Source organism: Xanthomonas sontii, assembly GCF_040529055.1.
In the GTDB taxonomy this organism is placed as follows: Bacteria; Pseudomonadota; Gammaproteobacteria; order Xanthomonadales; family Xanthomonadaceae; genus Xanthomonas_A; species Xanthomonas_A sontii.
In genome coordinates this window covers 3113163-3133820 of the sequence record NZ_CP132342.1, presented here as the reverse complement: position 1 = coordinate 3133820, position 20658 = coordinate 3113163, and the positions used below count along the sequence as shown (strand labels likewise).

The 20658-nt window shown below is 68.5% G+C and carries 18 protein-coding genes and 1 pseudogene; 8 read left to right on the top strand and 11 right to left on the bottom strand.

What is annotated here, in order from left to right:
• Positions 1–951 (top strand): mechanosensitive ion channel family protein, encoded by a 951-nt coding sequence (locus tag RAB70_RS13260; RefSeq protein ID WP_017909494.1) that lies wholly within the window; start codon positions 1–3, stop codon positions 949–951.
• A gap of 92 nt (positions 952–1043) precedes the next feature.
• Here the strand turns inward: RAB70_RS13260 and orn are convergent, their stop codons facing one another.
• From orn to mntR, 3 genes are all read right to left on the bottom strand, one after another.
• A complete protein-coding gene (gene orn, locus RAB70_RS13255; RefSeq protein WP_148828209.1) occupies positions 1044–1616 on the bottom strand; it encodes an oligoribonuclease in 573 nt (190 codons plus the stop codon).
• A 100-nt stretch (positions 1617–1716) separates the two neighbouring features.
• Positions 1717–2217, bottom strand: a complete 501-nt coding sequence (tadA, locus tag RAB70_RS13250) for a tRNA adenosine(34) deaminase TadA (RefSeq protein WP_148828208.1) — start codon at positions 2215–2217, stop codon at positions 1717–1719.
• The gene (gene mntR, locus RAB70_RS13245) at positions 2214–2678 is read right to left on the bottom strand and encodes a manganese-binding transcriptional regulator MntR (RefSeq protein ID WP_026143893.1); all 465 of its coding nucleotides are present in this window, start codon (positions 2676–2678) and stop codon (positions 2214–2216) included. Before mntR ends, tadA begins: the two co-directional genes overlap by 4 nt.
• 225 nt (positions 2679–2903) lie before the next feature.
• Between mntR and RAB70_RS13240 the strand changes: the two genes are divergently transcribed.
• Positions 2904–4175 carry an Nramp family divalent metal transporter gene (locus RAB70_RS13240; protein WP_230979391.1) on the top strand — a complete coding sequence of 424 codons (1272 nt, stop codon included), beginning with the start codon at positions 2904–2906 and terminating at the stop codon, positions 4173–4175.
• Between the two features lie 81 nt (positions 4176–4256).
• Here RAB70_RS13240 and RAB70_RS13235 read toward each other — a convergent pair whose 3' ends face one another.
• The 3 genes from RAB70_RS13235 to RAB70_RS13225 all read right to left on the bottom strand — a co-directional run bounded on the left by RAB70_RS13235 (position 4257) and on the right by RAB70_RS13225 (position 6203).
• On the bottom strand, positions 4257–4622 hold the full coding sequence (locus RAB70_RS13235) for a nuclear transport factor 2 family protein (RefSeq protein WP_148829002.1): 366 nt from the start codon (positions 4620–4622) through the stop codon (positions 4257–4259).
• 225 nt (positions 4623–4847) lie between these two features.
• On the bottom strand, positions 4848–5300 hold the full coding sequence (locus RAB70_RS13230) for a VOC family protein (protein WP_148829001.1): 453 nt from the start codon (positions 5298–5300) through the stop codon (positions 4848–4850).
• 81 nt (positions 5301–5381) lie between these two features.
• Entirely contained in the window at positions 5382–6203 is an 822-nt protein-coding gene (locus RAB70_RS13225; protein ID WP_211352257.1) for an AraC family transcriptional regulator, read from the bottom strand.
• Between the two features lie 632 nt (positions 6204–6835).
• Between RAB70_RS13225 and RAB70_RS13220 the strand changes: the two genes are divergently transcribed.
• Complete coding sequence (locus RAB70_RS13220; RefSeq protein WP_230979390.1) at positions 6836–8269, top strand: MASE1 domain-containing protein; 1434 nt, start codon at positions 6836–6838, stop codon at positions 8267–8269.
• Here RAB70_RS13220 and RAB70_RS13215 read toward each other — a convergent pair.
• On the bottom strand, positions 8253–8672 hold the full coding sequence (locus tag RAB70_RS13215) for a hypothetical protein (protein ID WP_017917148.1): 420 nt from the start codon (positions 8670–8672) through the stop codon (positions 8253–8255). The genes RAB70_RS13220 and RAB70_RS13215 overlap by 17 nt on opposite strands.
• Positions 8673–8971: 299 nt before the next feature.
• Between RAB70_RS13215 and RAB70_RS13210 the strand changes: the two genes are divergently transcribed.
• Entirely contained in the window at positions 8972–9415 is a 444-nt protein-coding gene (locus tag RAB70_RS13210; protein ID WP_043092084.1) for an Rrf2 family transcriptional regulator, read from the top strand.
• A gap of 2 nt (positions 9416–9417) precedes the next feature.
• The gene (locus tag RAB70_RS13205) at positions 9418–10326 is read left to right on the top strand and encodes an NAD(P)/FAD-dependent oxidoreductase (protein WP_148828999.1); all 909 of its coding nucleotides are present in this window, start codon (positions 9418–9420) and stop codon (positions 10324–10326) included.
• 160 nt (positions 10327–10486) lie between these two features.
• On the opposite strand, the gene RAB70_RS13200 is transcribed toward RAB70_RS13205, so the two are convergent.
• Positions 10487–12652: an ATP-binding protein gene (locus tag RAB70_RS13200; protein WP_148828998.1), complete on the bottom strand. Its 2166-nt coding sequence runs from the start codon at positions 12650–12652 to the stop codon at positions 10487–10489.
• Positions 12653–13043: 391 nt separating this feature from the next.
• Here RAB70_RS13200 and RAB70_RS13195 point away from each other — a divergent pair.
• Positions 13044–13172: pseudogene (locus tag RAB70_RS13195) on the top strand (GNAT family N-acetyltransferase); the annotation flags it as partial.
• A gap of 68 nt (positions 13173–13240) precedes the next feature.
• Here RAB70_RS13195 and RAB70_RS13190 read toward each other — a convergent pair.
• The 3 genes from RAB70_RS13190 to RAB70_RS13180 all read right to left on the bottom strand — a co-directional run bounded on the left by RAB70_RS13190 (position 13241) and on the right by RAB70_RS13180 (position 16516).
• Entirely contained in the window at positions 13241–14926 is a 1686-nt protein-coding gene (locus RAB70_RS13190) for an FAD-dependent monooxygenase (protein WP_148828997.1), read from the bottom strand.
• A 45-nt stretch (positions 14927–14971) separates the two neighbouring features.
• On the bottom strand, positions 14972–15427 hold the full coding sequence (locus tag RAB70_RS13185; protein ID WP_043091274.1) for a MarR family winged helix-turn-helix transcriptional regulator: 456 nt from the start codon (positions 15425–15427) through the stop codon (positions 14972–14974).
• 198 nt (positions 15428–15625) lie between these two features.
• The gene (locus RAB70_RS13180; protein ID WP_017913843.1) at positions 15626–16516 is read right to left on the bottom strand and encodes a LysR family transcriptional regulator; all 891 of its coding nucleotides are present in this window, start codon (positions 16514–16516) and stop codon (positions 15626–15628) included.
• A 107-nt stretch (positions 16517–16623) separates the two neighbouring features.
• Between RAB70_RS13180 and RAB70_RS13175 the strand changes: the two genes are divergently transcribed.
• Positions 16624–18195, top strand: coding sequence for a proton-conducting transporter membrane subunit (locus tag RAB70_RS13175; protein ID WP_148828996.1), 1572 nt, complete (start codon positions 16624–16626; stop codon positions 18193–18195).
• 24 nt (positions 18196–18219) lie between these two features.
• Positions 18220–20655: a YbcC family protein gene (locus RAB70_RS13170; protein WP_148828995.1), complete on the top strand. Its 2436-nt coding sequence runs from the start codon at positions 18220–18222 to the stop codon at positions 20653–20655.
• Positions 20656–20658 lie beyond the last annotated feature (3 nt).

The following is a 20658-nucleotide window of genomic DNA, read 5'->3' as shown; positions in this document are numbered from 1 at the left end:
ATGCAGTCGTGGCTGACGGCACTGACGGCGGCCACGACCGCTGCGCCGGCGACGCGCGCGGCGCGTCCGTTCGACTGGCGGACCCTGGACTGGGCGCAGTACGCGCTCAACTGGGGCGTGGCGATCCTGATCCTGGTGGTCGGGATGTGGATCGCCAAGCGCCTGAGCGAATGGCTGCGCAGCGCCCTGCTGCGCGCACGGGTGGAAGCCACGCTCAGCAATTTCCTGCGCAACGTCGCCTATGCGTTGATGCTGGTGCTGGTGCTGGTCACCGCGCTGCAGAAGATCGGCGTGCCGCCGACCTCGCTGTTCGCCGTGCTCGGCGCTGCCGGCCTGGCGGTGGGTCTGGCGCTGAAGGACTCGCTGTCCAACATCGCCTCCGGGGTCATGCTGATCGTGCTGCGGCCGATGCGCGACGGCGACCACGTGGTGGTGGCCGGCCAGGAAGGCGTGGTCGACGAGATCCGGATCTTCCAGACCCGCATCCGCACCTTCGACGAGCGCATGGTGACCCTGCCCAACAGCACCATCACCACCGCGCCGATCGTCAACTACAGCACCCTGCCCAACCGGCGCCTGGAGATCACCGTCGGCGTCGGCTACGGCGACGACCTGAAGAAGGCGCAGGAGCTGTTGCTGAAGATCGCCCAGGACAATCCAAACATCCTGAAGACGCCCGCCCCGTTCGTGCAGGTCACCAACCTGGGCGAGAGCACGGTGGACCTGATGCTGTTCGGCTACGCCAAGAACAGCGATTTCGGCGCGGCCAAGAGCAGCACACTGGAGCAGATCCGCAACCAGTTGCTGGAGAACGGACTCAGCATTCCGTATCCGCAGCGCGACCTGCACGTGTACCACCACGATGCCGACGGGCGCCCGATCGCGGAATTGTTGACCAAGGGCGTCACCGACGACGGCGAGACCAAGCCGGGACCGCCGCTGGCGCGCTGAGCGGCGGCGTCATTTCCTGTGCTGCCTGTGCATCCGCCCGACGATCGTCGGGCGGTCTCCCGCATGCGCCTCGACGGCGTCTGGATCGCGGATCAGCCCTCGCCCTGCCCGCCCAACGTGCCCATGAACGGACGGTAGTAACGCAGTTCGTCGATGGAATCGTGCACGTCGCTGAGCGCGGTGTGCGAGGAGGTCTTGGTCAGGCCGGCCGACACCGTCGGCGCCCAGCGCCGCGCCAGTTCCTTCAGCGTCGACACGTCCAGGTTGCGGTAGTGGAAGAACCGCTCCAGCCGCGGCATCTGCCGGTGCAGGAAGCGCCGATCCTGGCAGATCGAGTTGCCGCACATCGGCGAGGTGCCGGGCTTGCACCACTGGGTCAGGAACGCCATGGTCTCGGCCTCGGCCTGGGCCAGCGTGACCTGGCTGTCGAGCACGCGCTGCCACAGGCCGGAGTGGCGGTGCTGGTTGCGGTTCCACTCGTCCATCGCCTCCAGCGTCTGCAGCGAATGGGCGATGGCGAACTCCGGGCCCTCGGCCAGCACGTTGAGTTGCGCGTCGGTCACCACCGTGGCGATTTCGATGATCGAATCGCGATCGGTATCCAAGCCGGTCATTTCCAGATCGATCCAGATCAGCCGATCGTTCGCCACGTGCGCTTGCGCCATATCACCGTCCTGTCGTTCGCGGCGGCGAGGCCGGCGCGGAAGTGTCGTATCAGACTTCAATGATACCGCGCGGCCTGCGCAACCGGCAGGGGCTGGCCGCTCACGCGCCCAGCGGCGGCTTGCCGCGCTTGGCGCGGAAATAGTTGGTCAGGCGCGTGCTCGCCTCCGCCGCCAGGACCCCGCCGCGGACCTGCACGCGGTGGTTGTGGCGCGGGTCGGCGAGCAGGTCGAACACGCTGCCGCAGGCGCCGGTCTTGGGATCGGTGGCGGCATAGACCAGTTCCGCCACACGCGCGTGCACCACCGCCATCGCGCACATCGCGCACGGCTCCAGGGTGACGTACAGGCGGCTGCCGACCAGGCGGTGATTGCCGATCCGGCGGCCGGCCTGGCGCAGCGCGACGATCTCGGCATGCGCGCTGGGATCGTGTTCGGCGATGTTGAGGTTCCAGCCCTCGCCCAGCACCTCGTCCTCGGCCGAGACCAGCACCGCGCCGACCGGAATTTCGTCGAACTCGCGCTCGGCACGCTCGGCCAGGGCCAGCGCATGGCGCATCCAATGTACGTCGCGCGCCAGTTGCGCGTCGTCGCCGATGCTCATCGCGACGCGCCGTGCTTGCGCACGAACTCGGCGAAGACCGCCAGCGTCGCTTCGCTGACGTGATGCTCGATGCCCTCGGCATCGCGGCGCGCGGTGTCGGCGTCGATGCCCAAGGCCAGCAGGAACTGCTCCACGGTCTGGTGGCGCTGCCGGCTGGCCGCGGCCAGCGCCTCGCCCTCGGCGGTCAGGAACACGCCGCGATACGGACGCTGTACCACCCAGCCGCCCTTGACCAGGCGCTTGAGCATCTTGGCCACGGTCGGCTGGGCCACGCCCAGGCGCGCGGCGATATCCACCTGCCGCGCTTCGCCACCGTCGGCGAGCAGGTCGGAAATCAGCTCCACATAGTCCTCGATCAGCTCCAGGCGGTGCGCCTCGCGCACCTGGCGGAAGCTTTCGACCTGCACTTCGGCGTCGAGCAGCACCGCCGGCGGCGCCATCGACTTCCCGCTTTTCTGCATCGCAACGCCCTTGTCCTGTGCCGGCGCCCGCCGGCCACCCGCCTATTCTGGCCGAATCCGGGCTATCGCAGCGATCTGAATTGCCAATGCTAATCCATATAGCACCTGCTATATACTCATTCGCACCCCGCCCCACGTGTCATTGCCATGGCCGCCCCCCTGCCCCTGCCGAGTTCCGCTGCCGAACACGCCAGCCGTGGCGAGGCGCGCCCCAGCCTGGGGGCGATGAACGCCAGCGTCGCCGTGCCGCGCAGCGGCCTGGGCTGGCGCCGCTTCCTGGCCTTCCTGGGGCCCGGCTACATGGTCTCGGTCGGCTACATGGATCCGGGCAACTGGGCGACCGACATCGCCGGCGGCTCGCACTTCGGCTACCTGCTGCTGTCGGTGATCCTGCTCTCCAACCTGATGGCGATCGTGCTGCAGGGGCTGGCCGCGCGCCTGGGCATCGCCACCGGGCTGGATCTGGCCCAGGCCTGCCGCGCGCATTACTCCAAGCCGGTGAACTTCCTGCTGTGGCTGGCCTGCGAAGCGGCCATCGTCGCCTGCGACCTGGCCGAAGTGATCGGCACCGCGATCGCGCTGAAGCTGCTGTTTGGCATCCCGCTCACCGCCGGCGCGATCATCACCTCGATCGACGCGCTGCTGGTGCTGTTCCTGATGCGCCGCGGCTTCCGCGCGCTGGAAGCGTTCGTGATCGCCCTGCTGACGGTGATCTTCGCCTGCTTCCTGGTGCAGATCGTGCTGGCCGCGCCGCCGCTGCGCGAGGTGCTGGCCGGCTTCATCCCGCGTGCGCAGGTGGTGACCGACCCGGCCGCGCTGTACCTGGCGATCGGCATCATTGGTGCGACGGTGATGCCGCACAACCTGTACCTGCACTCCTCGATCGTGCAGACCCGCGCCTACGAGCGCACCGACCAGGGCCGCCGCTCAGCGCTGCGCTGGGCGCTGGCCGACAGCACCATCGCGCTGAGCCTGGCGCTGTTCGTCAACGCCGCGATCCTGATCCTGGCCGCCGCGGTGTTCCATGCGCATGGCCGCACCGACGTGCAGGAGATCGAACAGGCCCACGAACTGCTCGCGCCGATGCTCGGCGTCGGCCTGGCCTCGACCCTGTTTGCGGTGGCGCTGCTGGCCTCCGGCATCAATTCCACCGTCACCGCCACGCTGGCCGGGCAGATCGTGATGGAAGGCTTTTTGCACCTGCGGCTGCCGCCATGGGCGCGGCGCCTGCTGACCCGCGGCCTGGCGATCGTGCCGGTGGTCGCGGTGACCTCGCTGTACGGCGAACAGGGCACCGCCAAGCTGCTGGTGCTGAGCCAGGTGGTGCTGTCGATGCAGTTGCCGTTCGCGGTGATCCCGCTGGTGCGCTTCGTCACCGACAAGCAGCGGATGGGACCACTGGTGGTGCGCCGAGGGCTGGCCGGGCTGGCCTGGACGATCGCCGCGCTGATCGTGGTGCTGAATCTGAAGCTGCTGACGGACAGCTTGCTGCACTGAGCGATTCCGCCGCCGACGCAGTGCGCAGACGCGGACAGGATGGCCGCGCTGCGAACGGACATCCGAGGCGCATGCGCGTCGCTAGCCGTCCTGGTCTGCAGACAGCGGCACCACGTACGCCTCCAGTTCCGCCATCCGCCCATCGCGAAACCGCCAGACGTCGCAGTAGGAGAACAGCGCCGTCCCGGCGTCGCCAGTCTCGAGCGTGATCTGGCCGAGGGCCACGACGTGGCCGTCGCCGATGATGTACTTACGGACGTCGAATTGCGGCGGCTGCCGGTAGGCCTCGGCCATCCACTCCCTGACCGCCTGCTTGCCCCGCAATGTGCGCTCGCCGATGAAGTGCCAGGTCGTATCTTCGGTGCAATGGGCGAGAAAGCCTTCGTAATCGCCGGCGGCGATGGCGGCGTTCGCGGCCTGCAGGACGTGCTGGTTCGCCTCGGTCATCGGATGGCCTCCTCTGGCTGGGAACGGTCGAGATGGCGCCAACCTAGCGTCGCCCGTGTCACACCTGCGTACACACCTCAGCGGCTCGCCGCGCGAGCGACCGGCGACGCACGCAAGCATTGCAACGACCCGATACAGAAATCTCATGCATCGGCAGTGATGGCGAAACCTGAGTTCTCGCTGGCACGCACCGGCATGCACGGGCGCTGACGATCTCGCGCCCTCTCAGGTTGTCGTTGCTTTCGCGAACAGCGCCGTATAACGCCGCTGCATTTCCTCTGGCGTCACCGACTCGATCGCGTGGCCGATCAGCCAGCGGTGGCCGAAGGGATCGCGCACGGTGCCGGAGCGTTCGCCGTAGAAGTGGTCCTGCATACCGCGCTCGAGCGTGGCGCCCGCCGCGACCGCGCGGGCGACCAACGCGTCGGCATCGTCCACGTGCAGGTGCAGCGTGACCGGCGTGGCACCGAGGTGTTCGGGGCTGCGTACGCCCATGTCCGGATACTCCTCCGACAGCATCAGGGTGTGGCCATCCAGATCCACCTCGGCATGGCCGATCCGTCCATCGGGCTCGGTAAGGCGGAACAGTTCGCGCGCACCGAACGCGCGGGCGTAGAACGCCATCGCAGCAGCGGCGTCGCGCACGCACAGATAGGCATACAGTTCGTGGATCGCCATGGCATGTCCTCGTGTGGGCCAGGTGCCGATTGTGGAACCCTGGGTGCGCCGCGTCTTGCAGGAAATTGACCTGCGCCGCGATCAGCGCGGCACATGCCGGGGGGCGGCGGGATCGGCCGCCCGCCGCCAGGCGGACGGGGTGACACCGGCCACGCTGCGGAAGGTGTTGGCCAGATGCGCCTGGTCGGCGAAGCCGCTGGCGGCGGCAATGTCGGCCCAGCCCAGCGAGCGGTCGCACGCCAGGTCCAGCGCGTGCGAGAAGCGTTGCAGCCGCAGCCAGGCGTTCGGTGCCAGACCGGTCGCCTGCCGGAACAGGGCGATGCAATGCCGATGGCTGAGTCCGCTGGCGCGCACCAGGGTCTCCACGCGCACGTCCGGATGCCAGCCACCGGAACGCAGCACGCACAGCGCCGGATGCCGCACGGGCGGGCGGCCGCCGGCGCGGTCGACCAGCCACCGTTCGAAGGCAGCCAGGCGCGCCGACGCCTCGGCGCATGCATGCAACCGCTCCAGCAGCGCATCGACCTCGCCGGCAGGCAGCAGCAGTTCCAGCGGCGTGTGATGCCCGGCCAAGGCGGATTCGGGCACACCGAGCAACACGCTGGTGGCGCCTGGACGCAACATCGCACCGACCGAGACCGCAGGCTGCGTGACATCGCGCACGTGATACGCCGTGCGTACCCCACCCACCACCGCGTGGCCGAGGCAATGGCCGCACAGGTCGTCCGCGTGGTCGAACACCCGCAACGGTGCACCGCCGATCCGCACGGCGAGATGCGTGGCACCGGTCGGCAGCACGTGCTCGCGCGCAGGCAGCCGCACGGCTGCCGACACCGGTGCGGGCTCGTGCGCCCATACCGCTGTCACCAGACCGCGCAATGCGGAAACGGGAGGTCGATGCATGGACGCCATGGCGCGATGCTACGCCTGTCACCGGCTCCGTCGGTAGTCCGCCCGACGACGCGATGATCGAACGCTGCCGCACAGGCTCGGCCGCACGTCGCCGGCATCAATCCGATTCGGTCACGCAGGAGTATCGGACGCCCTCGGAATGCCTCCGCGACGCACCTGCAGTGATCATGCCGCATCCGTTGTGGCAGGGCGTTTCAGGTTTGCTGGCGCACATCCTTGCCCTGCTGTCGCAGTCACTTTCGAGGAGCACGTGGCCATGCATCATCGCACCAGCCATGTTCGCGTGGCTCGACATCGAAGCGGTCGAAGACGTGCTGCCGCCTGCACGAGCGACGCGCAGCATCACGCAGACGAAACAGCGGCACGACTGCAAGCGCCCCCTTGCCGGCTCGCGAATCCGCGCGAAAGAACACCCGGCATTCGCCTGCATGCGTCGCGCACCTGCGACGTATCTCACACTGTCGTCGACACCGCCAACTGTCTACCCTCGCCGCCGATCCGGCTTATACAGTAGCCGCGACATACCACGGATGGCGGGAATGGCCGCGGCAAGAGATATCGCCAAAGGCGTTCTACTGAGCGCCACTTACTGCGCCGCCTTCCTGCTGGCCTGGCGGTGTTCCGTGGACCAGTGGTATCTGCCGGCCGGCGTGCGCGTCGCCAGCCTGCTGTTCCTGCCCGCACGGCGCTGGCCGTGGTTGCTGGCCGGCGATGCCGCCGCGCTGCTGACATTGCGCATTCCCATGAGCGAGACCTGGGGCGCGAGTGCCACCTGGGCATACCTGAGTCCGTTCCTGCTGATGCCCGCCGTGTCGCTGCTGCCGGTCCTGGCGCGTCAGCGGGTGCCTGACCTGGCACGCCACGATCACTGGCTGCTGCCGCTGACGCTGGCGACCGCGCTGTGGAGCACGCTCTGCAACATCGCGATCAACACCGCGCTGGGCGGCCCCGCCGGGCCGGCGCCGCTCGATGTGCTGCTGCGCTACTGGCTTGGCGACTACCTGGGCACCTTGATGTTCGTGCTGCCGGCGTTGCTGTGGCTGCGCCGGGACGAACCCAAGCGACTGCGAGCCTCGCTGTTGCGCGAGGGGCTGGCGTCCATCGCCGTGGTCGTCGTGCTGTCGGCGTCGATCGCCGTGGCCGGCGACGCGCTGCTGCGACAGTTGCTGATGGTCCTGCTGGTGGTCCCGGCGATCGTACTGACGCTGCGCCATGGCTGGCGGGGCGCGGCGCTCGGCGTGGTCATGGCGAACGTTGCGGTGGCCCTGTCCATGCCCAAGGTCGTCGCACCGGGCATGCACGATGCCGATGCGTTCGTGGTGCAGATCCTGCTCGCCGCCACCGCCACGGTGATGTTCGCGTTCGGATCACGGATTTCCGCCGCCTATCGGCACATGCGCGACGACGGACGCCTGCGCGAACAGGCGCTGGCCTTCGCACAGGCCGGCTACCTCTCCGCCGAACGCACGCTGCGCCGACGGGTGGTCGACTACACCGACCTCAGCACCCAGATCAACAAGCTGCGCCGCGATGTGGTGGAGGATCTGCGCGCACGCGGCCATTACGCCGCCGCCATGCAGATGACCCGCACCGGCGTGATCCAGGCGCAGTTGCTGGACGAATACGTCACCGCGCTCTACCCGCTCGGCATCGAGACGCACGGCCTGTACCACACGCTGCACTCGCCGACCTTCGCCAACCTGTGCGCCACGGAGTTCCGCTGCCGCCTGCATGGCGATCCGCGACGCCTCTCGCTGGGTCTGCAACTGGTGGCCTATCGCTGCATCCTCGACGCCATCGAGACCCTGCCCGTGGCCCATACGCATCTGCTGCGGGCACGGGTATGGCGTGCGCAGGGACGACAGGGCATCGCCATCCGCATCACCGCCGATGCGGCGATGCTGAGCGCGTTGCGGCGCCGTCCGGAAGCGCCCGAGCGGGAACTGGCGGTCCGCCTGCAGGCGCATGGCGGCACCTGCCGGCGCCGCCATGCGTTGAGCTTCAGCTTTCTGGTGTCCGAAAGCCCGGCCTCCGGCAGCCTCACTCCACCGCCGTGACCTCCCACGCGTCACCGCGTGCATCCGAGCGCAGGCGCACCACCACATCGGCCGTCCGGTAGATCACGCGCGACGGCATCGCAGGCGATGCCGTCAACGAGACCCGCCCCACGTCGCTGCCCATCGGCAGCACCCACAAGGTCTTGCCGATGCGGCCGACCGCGGCACGGACCACGCCGCTGGCGTCGTTGATCTGCAGGTAGTTCACGCCATCGCGCGAAAACTCATAGACGCGCCAGGCCGAATCCGTGGCGAGATTCAGCGCCTTGGGTACGCTTTCGCCCAGTCCCTTGCCCACGACCCCATGCCCGCCGGAGGGGCAGCACGACTGCGCCTGCGCCTGAAATGACAGCGCCAACCCCGCTGCGACCACGATTGCCAAGCCCTTCGCCTTCGTTTCCATTGCATCGATCCTTTCCCACCCGGGGAATTCCGCCTGCATCTCAGGCGGGATCAAGGTACGTGGTCCGGGCCGGGAAGCGGTCGACAAACAGCATCGCCGCCATGGCGAGAGATCAGGTCGTTGCCTGTCCACGATGAACAAGCGTCGTGCCGGAGCTCGCGGCTGTTTCGATCGCACTCGCCGTGCGTTGCGGGCGCCAGACGCGCACATGTTCGCGGCACACCCCGTTGAACGCGATCGACAGCGCCGGGACGCAACCACGCTTGACCTGTCGCAAATTTCGAAACATCATTAGTTACATGAAACGCGACAGCCGCCTGTCCTCTGTCCTGCATGCCCTGCTGCACATGGCCGAGCACGATGGTCCCATGACCTCCGACGCCCTGGCCCAATGCCTGGGTACCAATCCCGTCGTGGTCCGGCGGACCATGGGGTATTTGCGCGAAGCAGGCATCGTGACCTCGGACCGCGGGCACGCGGGCGGATGGCGCATCCACGCCGACCTGGCCACGGTCACCCTGCGCCAGTTGCATGAAGCGCTGGGCGAACCGGCGCTGTTCGCCATCGGCAATCGCCACGAATCCCCGGAGTGCCTGGTTGAGCAAGCGGTGAATGCCGCACTCGAAGGCACGTTCGCAGAGGCCGAGGCGTTGCTGTTGAAGCGGCTTTCGGACATCACCCTTGCCGACCTGGCCGCCGACTTCGCGCGCCGGCATGCGGCGGCACGACGCACGAGGAGTTAGGCATGCACCACGACATCATCGTCATCGGCGGCAGCTATGCGGGGATGGCCGCCGCCCTGCAACTGCTGCGAGCGCGGCGTTCCGTGCTGGTGATCGATGCGGACCAGCGCCGCAATCGCACGGCCCACCATGCACATGGCTTCCTCGGCCAGGACGGCGTGCCGCCCGGCACCATCGCGGCGACCGCGCGCCAGCAGCTCAGCGCCTATCCGACGCTGACGTGGCTGGACGCACACGCCCTGACCGCCACTGGATCCTTGGACGCCTTCAGGGTGACCACCTCCGATGGCGGCACCCACCAGGGTCGCCGGCTCCTGCTCGCCACCGGCGTGGCCGACCAGCTTCCGGCCGTCGACGGCCTCGCCGAACGCTGGGGCACGGCCGTCTTCCACTGCCCGTACTGCCACGGCTACGAGCTGGACCAGGGACGCATCGGCATCGTCGGTGCCGGCCCGCTGTCCGTGCACCAGGCCGAACTGCTCACCGAGTGGGGCAATGTGACCTTGCTCGTCAACGGCGCACTGCAACTGGACGACGCGGCCAGGGCTCTTCTGAGCGGCCGCGGCGTGGCGATCGAGGAGGTGCCCATCGACAGGATCGAGGGGCATGCCGACGTGGTCCTGGCCGACGGTCGGCGGCTGGTCTTCGCCGGCCTGTTCACGGCGACACGCACCACCCCGTCCGGTCCCCTAGCCGAGGCCATGGGCTGCGTGCTGGAGGAGACGCCAATGGGCACCCAGGTCCGCATCGATGCCGAGCATAGGACCTCGGTCGCCGGCGTCTTCGCCTGCGGCGACCTGGCGAAAGCGCCGCATTCGCTGTCACTGGCCGTCGCCAGCGGCGCCATGGCAGGCTCGCAGGTTCACCGCTCGCTGGTATGGCCGGAGACCTTCGCCGCGCCGCCAGCATAAGCCTGCACGGGATGATGTCCTGCTCAGATCTGGTGGCCATGTCGGGCCACGCCAAGCGAACCACGTAGATACGGTCATGCCACGTGTAGCGGTTCAGCCGCGCTGCACATCACCCGTAGGCTCCACACACTGGACGCTGCAGACGCCGAACCTGACCAGGTCAGTCCAGCCCGGCAAACAGGCCATGCAACTCGGCAAATCCCACCGGTTTGACCAGGTGCGCGTCGAACCCGGCCCGCGCCGAATCCTGGCGATCGCCGTCCTGCCCCCAGCCGGTCAGCGCGACGATGGTGATGTCCCTGCCCCAATCGCAGTCGCGGATGCGGCGGCACGCTTCGTGCCCGTCCATGCCGGGCATGCCGATGTCCATCAGGATCACCTCGGGGCGCACGCGTGCGCCCAACGCCAGCGCTTCCTCTCCGCCTCCCGCGGTGCGCACGTCATGTCCGTCCAGTTCCAGCAGCGCGGCCAGCGCCAGCGCGATGTCCGCATTGTCGTCGACCACCAGGATCCGGCGCACGGTTGGTGCCGGCCTGACATCTCCCGTGCCCGACACTGCGGCAGGCGCGGCGTCGGAGGGGAGCCGCACGACGAACGTGCTGCCCTTCCCTGCCCCCTCGCTGCGTGCCTCGACAGTGCCACCATGCATCTCGACCAGTTGCCTGACCAGCATCAGGCCGATGCCAAGCCCGCCTTGCGCACGCTCCAGCGTGCGGTCCACCTGGGTGAACAGTTCGAAGATGGCGTCGATCTTGTCCGGTGGGATGCCGGAACCGTTGTCCTGCACCACGACTTCGGCGCTGCCCTCGATCGCGTCGACCCGAACCTCGATGTCTCCCCCGGGAGGCGTGTACTTGCACGCATTGGTGAGCAGGTTTCCGAACACCTGGGTCAGACGAATCGGATCGCCCTGCAGCGGCAGCGGCGCCTCCGGCAACACCACACGCAACCGATGCCGCTGCTGGTCCAGCGCAGGACGGCAGACCTCGACCGCCTGCTGGATCACCTCTGCCAGCAGCAGCGGCTCGCGCCGCAGCTCCAGCTTGCCCTGCTTGATGCGGTTGACGTCGAGCAGATCGTCCACCAGCCGCATCAGATGCCGCACCTGCCGCTCCATGACCTCCTGCGCCTTCCGCGACAGCGCTTCGTTGCCATGCGAGCGCTTGAGCACTTCCAGCATGTTGCGCAACGGCGCCAGCGGGTTGCGCAGTTCGTGCGCAAGCATGGCCAGGAACTCGTCCTTGCGTCGCCGCTCCTGCGCCAGCTCCGCCTCGATCTGATGGCGCTCCACCAGTTCGGCGGCCTGCCGGGCGAGCAGGTCGATGTAGCGCAGCGCGTCCGGGTCGGGGCCGCCCGGCCAGCGGTAATGGTTGTTGAGCATGCCCAGCAGCCGACCATCGCGGCTGAGCAATGGCGTGCACTGGATGGAACGGATCTGGTCCTCCATTACGATCTCCAGACCCAACGTCCCCTGCAGACCTTCCAGCTTCTCCACGTCGGCCACGACCAGGCGCTGCACCTGCTTTGCCGCTTTCCCGCAACTGGCGTCCCATCCATCCTCGCGGAAATGCTCGACCAGCCGCGCCCCCAGGCCCTGATGCACGACGATCCGCAGGGTTTTCTTGACCGGATCGAAGATCTGGATATTGCCCTTGTCGGTGCCCGAGATGTCGGCGGCCGCGGCAAGGATCTTCTGCAGCAGCGGCTCGAACTCCCCTGGCCCGACCAGTTCGGCACTCAGTTCCTGCAGCCGGGCGAGCGCGGCCATTTCCTTGCGCAGATGCGCGGCTGCCCGTTCCCGCTCCACCACGATGCTGGTCGCCAGTGCGCCGAATTCGGCGACCTTGCGCTCCCACGCGTTGGCCTGCCGCGCCTCGGAAAGACACAGGAAGAACGATCCGACCGCCTTGCCGCCCTGCCCGATCGCCGGGTGCGAATAGCACGCCAGAATGCCGTTTTCCAGGCAAAGCGAGCGCCAGGGTGCGGCCCACTGCGACGCATGTTCCACGTCCTCGCACTCGACCGGATGCCCCTCGTGGATGGCGGTGCCGCAGGTGCCGATGAGCGCCTCCCCGATCGGCAGGCCGCGGATGGCCGCGGCGAATGCAGGAGGAAAGTGCGACGAGTAACCATCGCCCATCGTGCGGCGGTCCCGGCTCGCCAGCAGCACACAGGCGCGGGCGTCGGGAACAAGCCGGCCGACGGCATCGGTGAGCGCATCCAGGCACTCGGCCATGGGCGCCCCAGACGCGATCATCAGCAACGCCTTACGCTGCTCCGCATCCAGTTGCGCATCACGCTGGGCCTGAGCCAGTTCTCGGTACACGTGCACCTATCTACGATCGCCGCAGCGGTGTTAATGGATAACACTGGAGACGATTCGTCATGAATGACACCGAGATCCGCCGAAAGCACGGCCGCCACGGTCCGTCGGAAGGCCATGTTGGCATAGGTGCCGCGCGAAGCGTGTGCGACGTGCATCAAGGTCTGCAGCCGAAGCTGCGTTTGGAATGTCTTGGGACGCAGCCCTCGGCGCCAGCGCTCCGCGCCGGCACCGATCCCGACCCTACTCACGCGAGGTCCAGCCCCTGCACTATCCGGCGCCATGCGATCTGCAGATCTCAGGACACGCGGCGCACCTGCTCCACGTCAGCGCGAGCCGCCGCCTTGGACGGCACCCACGCAACACGGTCATGCGCAAGAGGATCGTGACGAGGCACGTCAACGAACAGAATCATCAGGCTGTCGGCTTCTACGAAAGGATGGGCTTCAGGCGCACAGGCCGGTCCCCGCGCGACCACCAGGGCAAGCCCTATCCACTCATCCACCTTGAATACGCGCCTTAGGCGCACTGTGGCATAGCGCTCGCGGCCTACGCACGGGGCGACAGATACGGAGAGCGTAGGTGCTCGCGCTACTCTCCAAAGATCCTGGCGCAGTACGCGCGCAGCCGTTGCGGCGCGTCTAGCGGGCCGCGGAAGGCGATATGACCGTCGGGCCGCACCAGCACCATCGCGGGATCGCCTTCGATGCCGTAGGCGCCATGTGCCACCCCATCCAGGTCGAACAGCGCCGTGGCGTCGCCGGCCTGCGGTACCGTCTTGCCGAGGATCAACCGGGGCCGGATCCACTCCCACGCCTGGAGCTGCGCCAACGCATCACGCATCGCCATCAAGGCGTCCTGCTGCCGGGCATCGAACAGCAGCAAGGCCCAGCCCCACGTCACGCCATCGGGGTTGTAGAGATGCGCGAACAGCGTCGTGGACGCACCGTCCTGGGCGATGACGGCCGCATCCGGTGCGCGGTCGCCAGGATGCGGAACGCGTCGGTGCACGATCTCCCGCAATCCCTTGAGGTGGTCTTCGTTCAAGGGGCTGTCGGGATAGGCGACGGACAGTTGCTGGAGATCGTCGGTGCCCTGAATCAGGGCACCGATGTTGGGCAGGAAACTGGCGGCGATCCCCATGGCCGTATCCTTGATAACGCCGCGATACACGCTGTTGCGGAAGCCCTTTTCCTGCTGCGCATCCAGCCGGCGGTGTTCGCCGCCGCGCTCCAGCCCGTAGGATTCCAGCAGCACCGGTGCGGCCTTGCCGTCGAGCGCCATCGCCAGCCGCCATGCCAGGCCGACCGCATCCTGCAGCCCGGCGTTCATGCCCTGGCCGCCCGCGGGCAAGGTGAGATGACCAGCATCGCCGACCAGGAACACGCGTCCATCGGCGTAGCGCGAGGTCACGCCATGCTGGAAGCGGCTGTGGGTGATCCAGATCGGATCGCTGAGCTCCAGCGTCTCGTCCTCGGTGACCTCGCGCGCGATGGCCTGCAGTTCTTCCAGGGTCGGATCGCGATCGGGGATGCCCGCGTCGTCGGACAGGAAGAACAGCCGGTGGTAGCCCTCCCACACCGGCAGCACGCCGCAGAAGCCCTTGGGGTAATAGAAGAACCAGAGGTGATCGAAATCGGTGGAGCGGCGCCAGCGCAGTTTCGCGTCGAGCTGGCGGTTCATGCAGTGGGGCAGCTTTTCCGTCGCGAAGTCCGCGCCGATCTGCTTGCGCACGAAGCCTTCGGCGCCGTCTGCGCCCACCAGGTAGCGGCAGCGCAGGCGCTCGACCGGGCGCCCTTCGACCGGCTCACCGTCGTCGTTCACCGTCGCGATCGTCACGCTGACCCCGTCCGCATCCTGCTCGAAGCCGACCACCTTGCGGCCTCGTTCGAGCGCTGCGCCGCCGGTCTCGATCCGCCGGGCAAGCACGTTCTCGATGACGTCCTGGCCGCTGTACAGCACCTCCGGATACGGACTGGCGACCTGCGCGATGTCGATCGGATCCACTGTCTTGCCGTTCAACAGGGTGTTGATCCGGGTGATCCGGTACGCCCGCTCGGCCAGGGCATCGCGGATGCCGATGCTCGCCAGCAGCTCCTGCGGGCGCGCCCAGAGATTGTTGGCGCGCGAATGCGGCTTGGGCTGCGTACGTTGCTCGAAGATGCGGAATCGCACCCCGTGGTGCGCCAACGCGCAGGCGGTGGTCAGGCCGACTGGCCCGCCACCGATGATGATGACGTCCGTATCGAAGCCGTCGGGATGCGGGGCAAGCGCCATGGTCTCTCCTTGGGTTGAATCCTGCCGCGCGCAGGCTTGCGCGCTTCATTCGGCCAGCGACTGGTCGAGGGCGTCGCGCATGTCCAGGAGCACCGCGATGGCGGTCCTGACGCGCTCGGCACCCAGTCGGTCGATCAGGTGCTGGTCGAGCGACGCGACAGCGGCTTCGGCGGCGCCCAGGGCTGCGCGTCCTGCCTGCGTCAACACCACCAGCTTGGCGCGCGCATGGTGCGGATTGGTCTCGAATACGACGAACCCGTGTTCGGCCAGCAACTCGACCACACGCTGCACCGCCTGCCGGGTCAGGCCCATGTTGCGGGCGATATGCGCGACCGGCAGCGGCACCGGCGAGTAGCCCAGCGCACCGAGCACCTGCCACCAGGCGGTGGTCAGCCCGATCGGGCGCACCAACCGGTTGCCCATGTCGACCAGGCGGCCGTTGGTGGCGAACACCGCCAGCACCAGCTCGCGAACCAGCAAGGGAAGGTTTTCCGCAGCCATGCATCATCCTGTCTATTTGACAGCATATTGTCAAATAGCCCGCGCCACGTCGTGTCCCTCGACCTGCCCCCCAAGGCTCCGCACGACGTGACTGCTGAACTTCGGCATGTGCTGTCGCGGTGCCTTGGGCGGGTCGGCCGCCACCCAGCGACCGCCGGCGACGGATCGGCGGCGGCATTGCCACGTCCGTCGCTGGCGCTAGGAATCTGCTGGCGCAGCGGTGGGCTGCAGCAGGAGCCGCACCAACGGATTGGGAAACCGCCGCGCCATGGTCACGGCGTGGAAGGTCTCCACGATGTCCGGCAATTGATCGCCCTCCACCAGCACGCCCGCGGCGATCTCGTCCTTGACCACGATCGGCGGGAGCACGGCCAGGCCGATGTCCTCGCGCGCCAGCAGGCGCATCATCGCCATGTCCTCCACTTCCGCCACGATCTGCGGGCGCACGCCCAGGCGATCGGCCAGGGCGTCGAATCCCGCGCGCACGCTGTTGTCCACCGTCGGCAGGATGATGGGATGCTGGCGAAGCCGATCGGCGATGCTGGCGGCATGACCCAACCGGTCCGGCGTGCCCACCAAACTGACCGGACGCTCGGCGAGCCGATGGGTCACGAACGGGGTCAGCGCGTCGGTGGCCGGCGCCTGGTTGAGCAGGACCACGTCGAGATTGAGCGCCTCCAGCGCCCGCAGCAGTTCGCCGGCGCTGCCCGAGCGCAGGATCAGGTCGATATCGGTTCGGCCGAGCAGCGGCCGCAGGAACTCCAGTTGGAAGTTGCGCGACAGCGTGGCCAGCGAGCCGACCCGCAGCGCCTGTCGCGCGGCGCCGGTCTGCCGCAGCGTGCCCAGCAGTTCGTCGCCGGTGGCGAAGATCGCATCGGCGTGGTCCAGCGCGATCTGCCCCGCCTCGGTCAGGTGCAGTTGCCGCCCGCGCCGCTCGAACAGTGCATGGCCCAAACGCTCCTCCAGCTTGCGGATCTGCACCGACAAGGCGGACTGGGTGAGGTTGAGCCGCTCGGCGGTGCGGGTCAGGTTGCCGTCGTGGGCCACGGCCCAGAAGTAACGCAGGTGGTTGTAGTTCAAAGCGGCCATTGTTCGATAATAACGAACGATATAGTGAAAACAATGAATTTTTGTTCGACCCCGCCGATCGCTATCGTGGCGCCGCCCGCCACTGCGCTCGATCCAAGGGGATTGCCTTGTCGCTCTATCTGCTGCCGCTCTCTGCCCCACTCCTGCTGCTGGTCGCGGCCGTGTTCGGCTTTGTCCGCAGCGGCCGACGCCCCCGCTTCCTCCCCGCCTTCGCCGAACGTGCCGCGCTCGGCGCACTGCTCGTCGGCATCGCCTCGCTGGCGCTGCTGATCGCCCGCGGCGCCGGCGGCAGCGAACTGCTCGGAGCGAACGGCATCGGCCTGTCGGTCCGGCTCGATGCGGTGAGCACCACGATGCTGCTGCTGGTCGCCTTCGTCGGCTGGATCGTGGTGCGCTACACCCGCACCTATCTGGATGGCGAAGCGCGGCAGGGCTATTTCACCGGCTGGCTGTGCGTCGCGCTCGCCGCGGTGCTGCTGCTGGTGCAGGCCGGCAACCTGGTCCAGGTCGTGGTGGCCTGGATCGCCACCAGCATCGCGCTCAATCGTTTGCTGCTGTTCTATCCCCAGCGTGTGGCCGCGCAACGCGCCGCGCGCAAGAAGCGCCTGTTCTCCAGCATCGGTGCCATCGCCCTGGTGAGTGCGGCCGCGCTGGTCTGGAACAGCATGGGCACCACCGACATCGCCACGATCAACACCCTGGCCCGCAGCGGCCAGCACGGCTGGTCGCTGACCGCGGCCGCCGCCCTGCTTGCGCTGGCCGCGGTGCTGAAATCGGCGCAGTTCCCGACCCACGGCTGGCTCACCGAGATGATGGAGGCGCCCACGCCGGTGTCGGCCTTACTGCATGCCGGCGTGGTCAACGGCGGCGGCTTCCTGCTGATCCGCTTCGCGGACCTGATGCTGGCGGCCCCCGGCGTGCTCGCCGTGCTGGCGATGCTCGGCGGGTTCACTGCGCTGTTCGGTGCGCTGGTGATGCTGACCCAGCCCGCGGTCAAGACCTCGCTGGCCTGGTCCACGGTCGCGCAGATGGGTTTCATGATCCTGCAGTGCGGGCTGGCGCTGTTTCCGCTGGCGCTGCTGCACATCGTCGCGCACTCGCTGTACAAGGCGCATGCCTTCCTGGCCTCCGGCGGGGCGGTCGAGCAGGTGGCGTCGATTCGCCGACCCGGGCCGGTGGCGGTGCCCGATGGGGCCGCGGTCAGCCGCGCCTTCCTGATCGCGCTGGCGATCTATGTCGGGATCGGCGCCGCCTTCGGGTTCGCCTTCGGCTTCGGGCACAAGTCGCCGCAGGCGCTGGCCCTGGGCGCCATCCTGATCTTCGGTGTGGCGTATCTGCTGGCCCAGGGTCTGGCCGATGCCGCGCCGCGTCCGCTCACCCGAAAGACCGCGCTCTACGCCAGCGCCGCCGCGGTCGGCTATTTCGCGCTGCAGACCGCCGCCGAATGGCTGACCGCAGGCGTGCTGCCGGCGACGCCGGCGCCGGGTCGGCTGGAGTGGACGCTGATGGCGCTGGCGGTGCTGAGCTTCGGCCTGGTGGCGGTGGCGCAGGCGCTGTTCCCGCTGTGGGCGACGCACCCGGCCGCCGCCGGACTGCGCGTGCATCTCGCCAATGGCCTGTATGCCAACGCCACGCTCGATCGCCTGCTCGGCGGCTGGTCCGTCCGCAAGACCTCATGACCCTTCACCGCCAGGACACCCCCCATGTTGATGACCACCACCGACGCACCGTCCTTGTCTCACGAGCTGATCATCGCCGCCGCCGCGCGTGCGGCGCGGGCCATTCCCCCGCTTTGGCCGCTCGCCTCGAGCGTGGCGGTCAACCCCTTCCTCGGCCAGACCGGCGAACCGCTGCCGATCGCGGCGGCGCGGCTGCGGCGCGCCGCCGGCATCGCCGTGACCATGCCGCGCGCCTGGTATGCGCAGCGACTGCAGTCCGGCGACATCGCCGAAGAGGATCTACAGGCGGCCTGGCACAACGCGCCGACGGCGCTGCGTCCGCCGAGCGTGTCCGCACTGAAGCTCGTCATCGAAGCCACGCGCCCTGCCCCGCAGGCGATCCCGACCGTCGCCGATCTGGCACGCGATGCGTCGCTGGTCGACTGGCCGGGCATCGTCGAAGAGCGCATCGGACACTGGGCCGCCAGCTACTTCGACCAGGGCCAGGCGCTGTGGGTCGCCGGGCAGTCCGGCGGCGCCTACAACGCGTGGCGGCTGGTCGCGACACACGATCTGACACCGGAAATCGCCGGACTCACCCGATTCGCACAGCAGGTGGCGGACGCGCCAGCGACTGCCGAAGAGGCGATCGTCGAGGGCGTCGCCCGCCTCGGCCTCGCGCCAGACGCGCTGGAGGACTATTTCCACCGTCTGCTGACCACGCTGGGCGGCTGGAGCCAGGTTGCGCGGTATCGGCTCTGGCAAGCGGAGTTGAGCGGCGGAACCGATGCCTGCGTCACCGATCTGCTCGCCATCCGCATCAGTTGGGAAGCCGCCCTGCTGGGCAAGTTCGGTGCGGAGATCGCGCCGCAGTGGCGGAGCGCCATCGACGCCTACAGCGCGCCGGTGGCGGCGACACCGGACGATGTCGTCGACAGCCTCCTGCAGGAAGCAGCCGAACGAGCCGCACAGCGGCGGCTCGGCAGCGTGCTTGCAGCGCCCGCCTCGGCCCCGGTCGCCCCCGACCGGATGACGTTGCAGATGGCCTTCTGCATCGACGTACGCTCGGAAGTGTTCCGCCGCGCGCTGGAAAGCCTCGATGCCGGCATCCAGACGCTCGGATTCGCCGGCTTCTTCGGGCTGGGCATCGGCCATCGGCGGTTCGCTTCGGACGTGGTCGAGGCACGCCTTCCGGTGCTGCTGACACCAGCGGTGCACACCTGCACGGGAGCGACGACGTCATTGATGTCCGAGGCGGACCTCGCCGCGCGGATCGCGGCCCGCGCGAAGCGGGCCTGGGGGCGCTTCAAGCTGGCCGCCATTTCCTCTTTCGCCTTCGTCGAGGCCACCGGCCCGATCTACGTCGCCAAGCTGCTGCGCGATGGCTTGGGACTGACGCGGCACTCGGCGCCGAACGATCCCGCGCCGCGCCCGGCCGAGGCGCTCGACCTCGACACACGGCTGACCATGGCCACGCGCATCCTCACCGCGATGTCTCTCACCACTGGGTTCGCGCGACTTGTGGTGATCGCCGGCCACGGGGCAAACGTGGTCAACAATCCGCATGCCAGCGCCCTGCACTGCGGCGCCTGCGGCGGCTACTCGGGCGAAGTGAACGCGCGGCTCCTCGCCGCGCTGCTCAACGACCCGGAGGTGCGCGTCGGTCTCGCCGAGCGCGGCATCGCCATTCCCGCCGACACGCTGTTCGTCGGCGCCCTGCACGACACCACGACCGATGCGGTCACGCTCTACAGCGCCGACCATGCTTCGCCCGCGCATGCCACCGACCTCGACCAGGCGGCGCGTTGGTTGCACGCCGCCGGCGCGCTGGCCCGAGGCGAGCGCGCGCTGCGCCTGCCACGCGCGCAGCGGAGCCAGGACATCGCGCCTCGCGCCCGCGACTGGGCCGAGCTGCGCCCGGAATGGGCCCTGGCCGGCTGCCAGGCTTTCATCGCCGCGCCGCGTGCGCGCACGACCGGACGCGACCTGGCGGGACGCGCCTTCCTGCACGACTACGATTGGCGGCGCGACAAAGGTTTCGGCGTGCTGGAATTGATCCTGACCGCCCCGGTGGTGGTCGCCAGCTGGATCAGCCTGCAGTACTACGGCTCGACCGTCGCGCCCGAGGTCTTCGGCGCAGGCAACAAGCTGCTGCACAACGTCACCGGTGGCATCGGCGTGGTTGAGGGCAACGGCGGCCTGCTGCGCGGCGGACTCCCCTGGCAGTCGGTCCACGACGGCGAACGGCTGATCCACGAACCGTTGCGGCTGTCGGTGCTGATCGAAGCACCGACCGACGCGATCACCGACATCCTCGAACGCCATCCGCAGGTTCGCGCGCTGTTCGACAATCGCTGGCTGCATCTGTTCGCGCTGGACGACCAGGGCCGCATGGCGTCGCGCTACACCGGCGAGTTGCGCTGGGAGGCGTGTCCTGGCGATGCGCCGCCCAAGCGCAGCGCCGTGCCGGCACACGCGTGACCG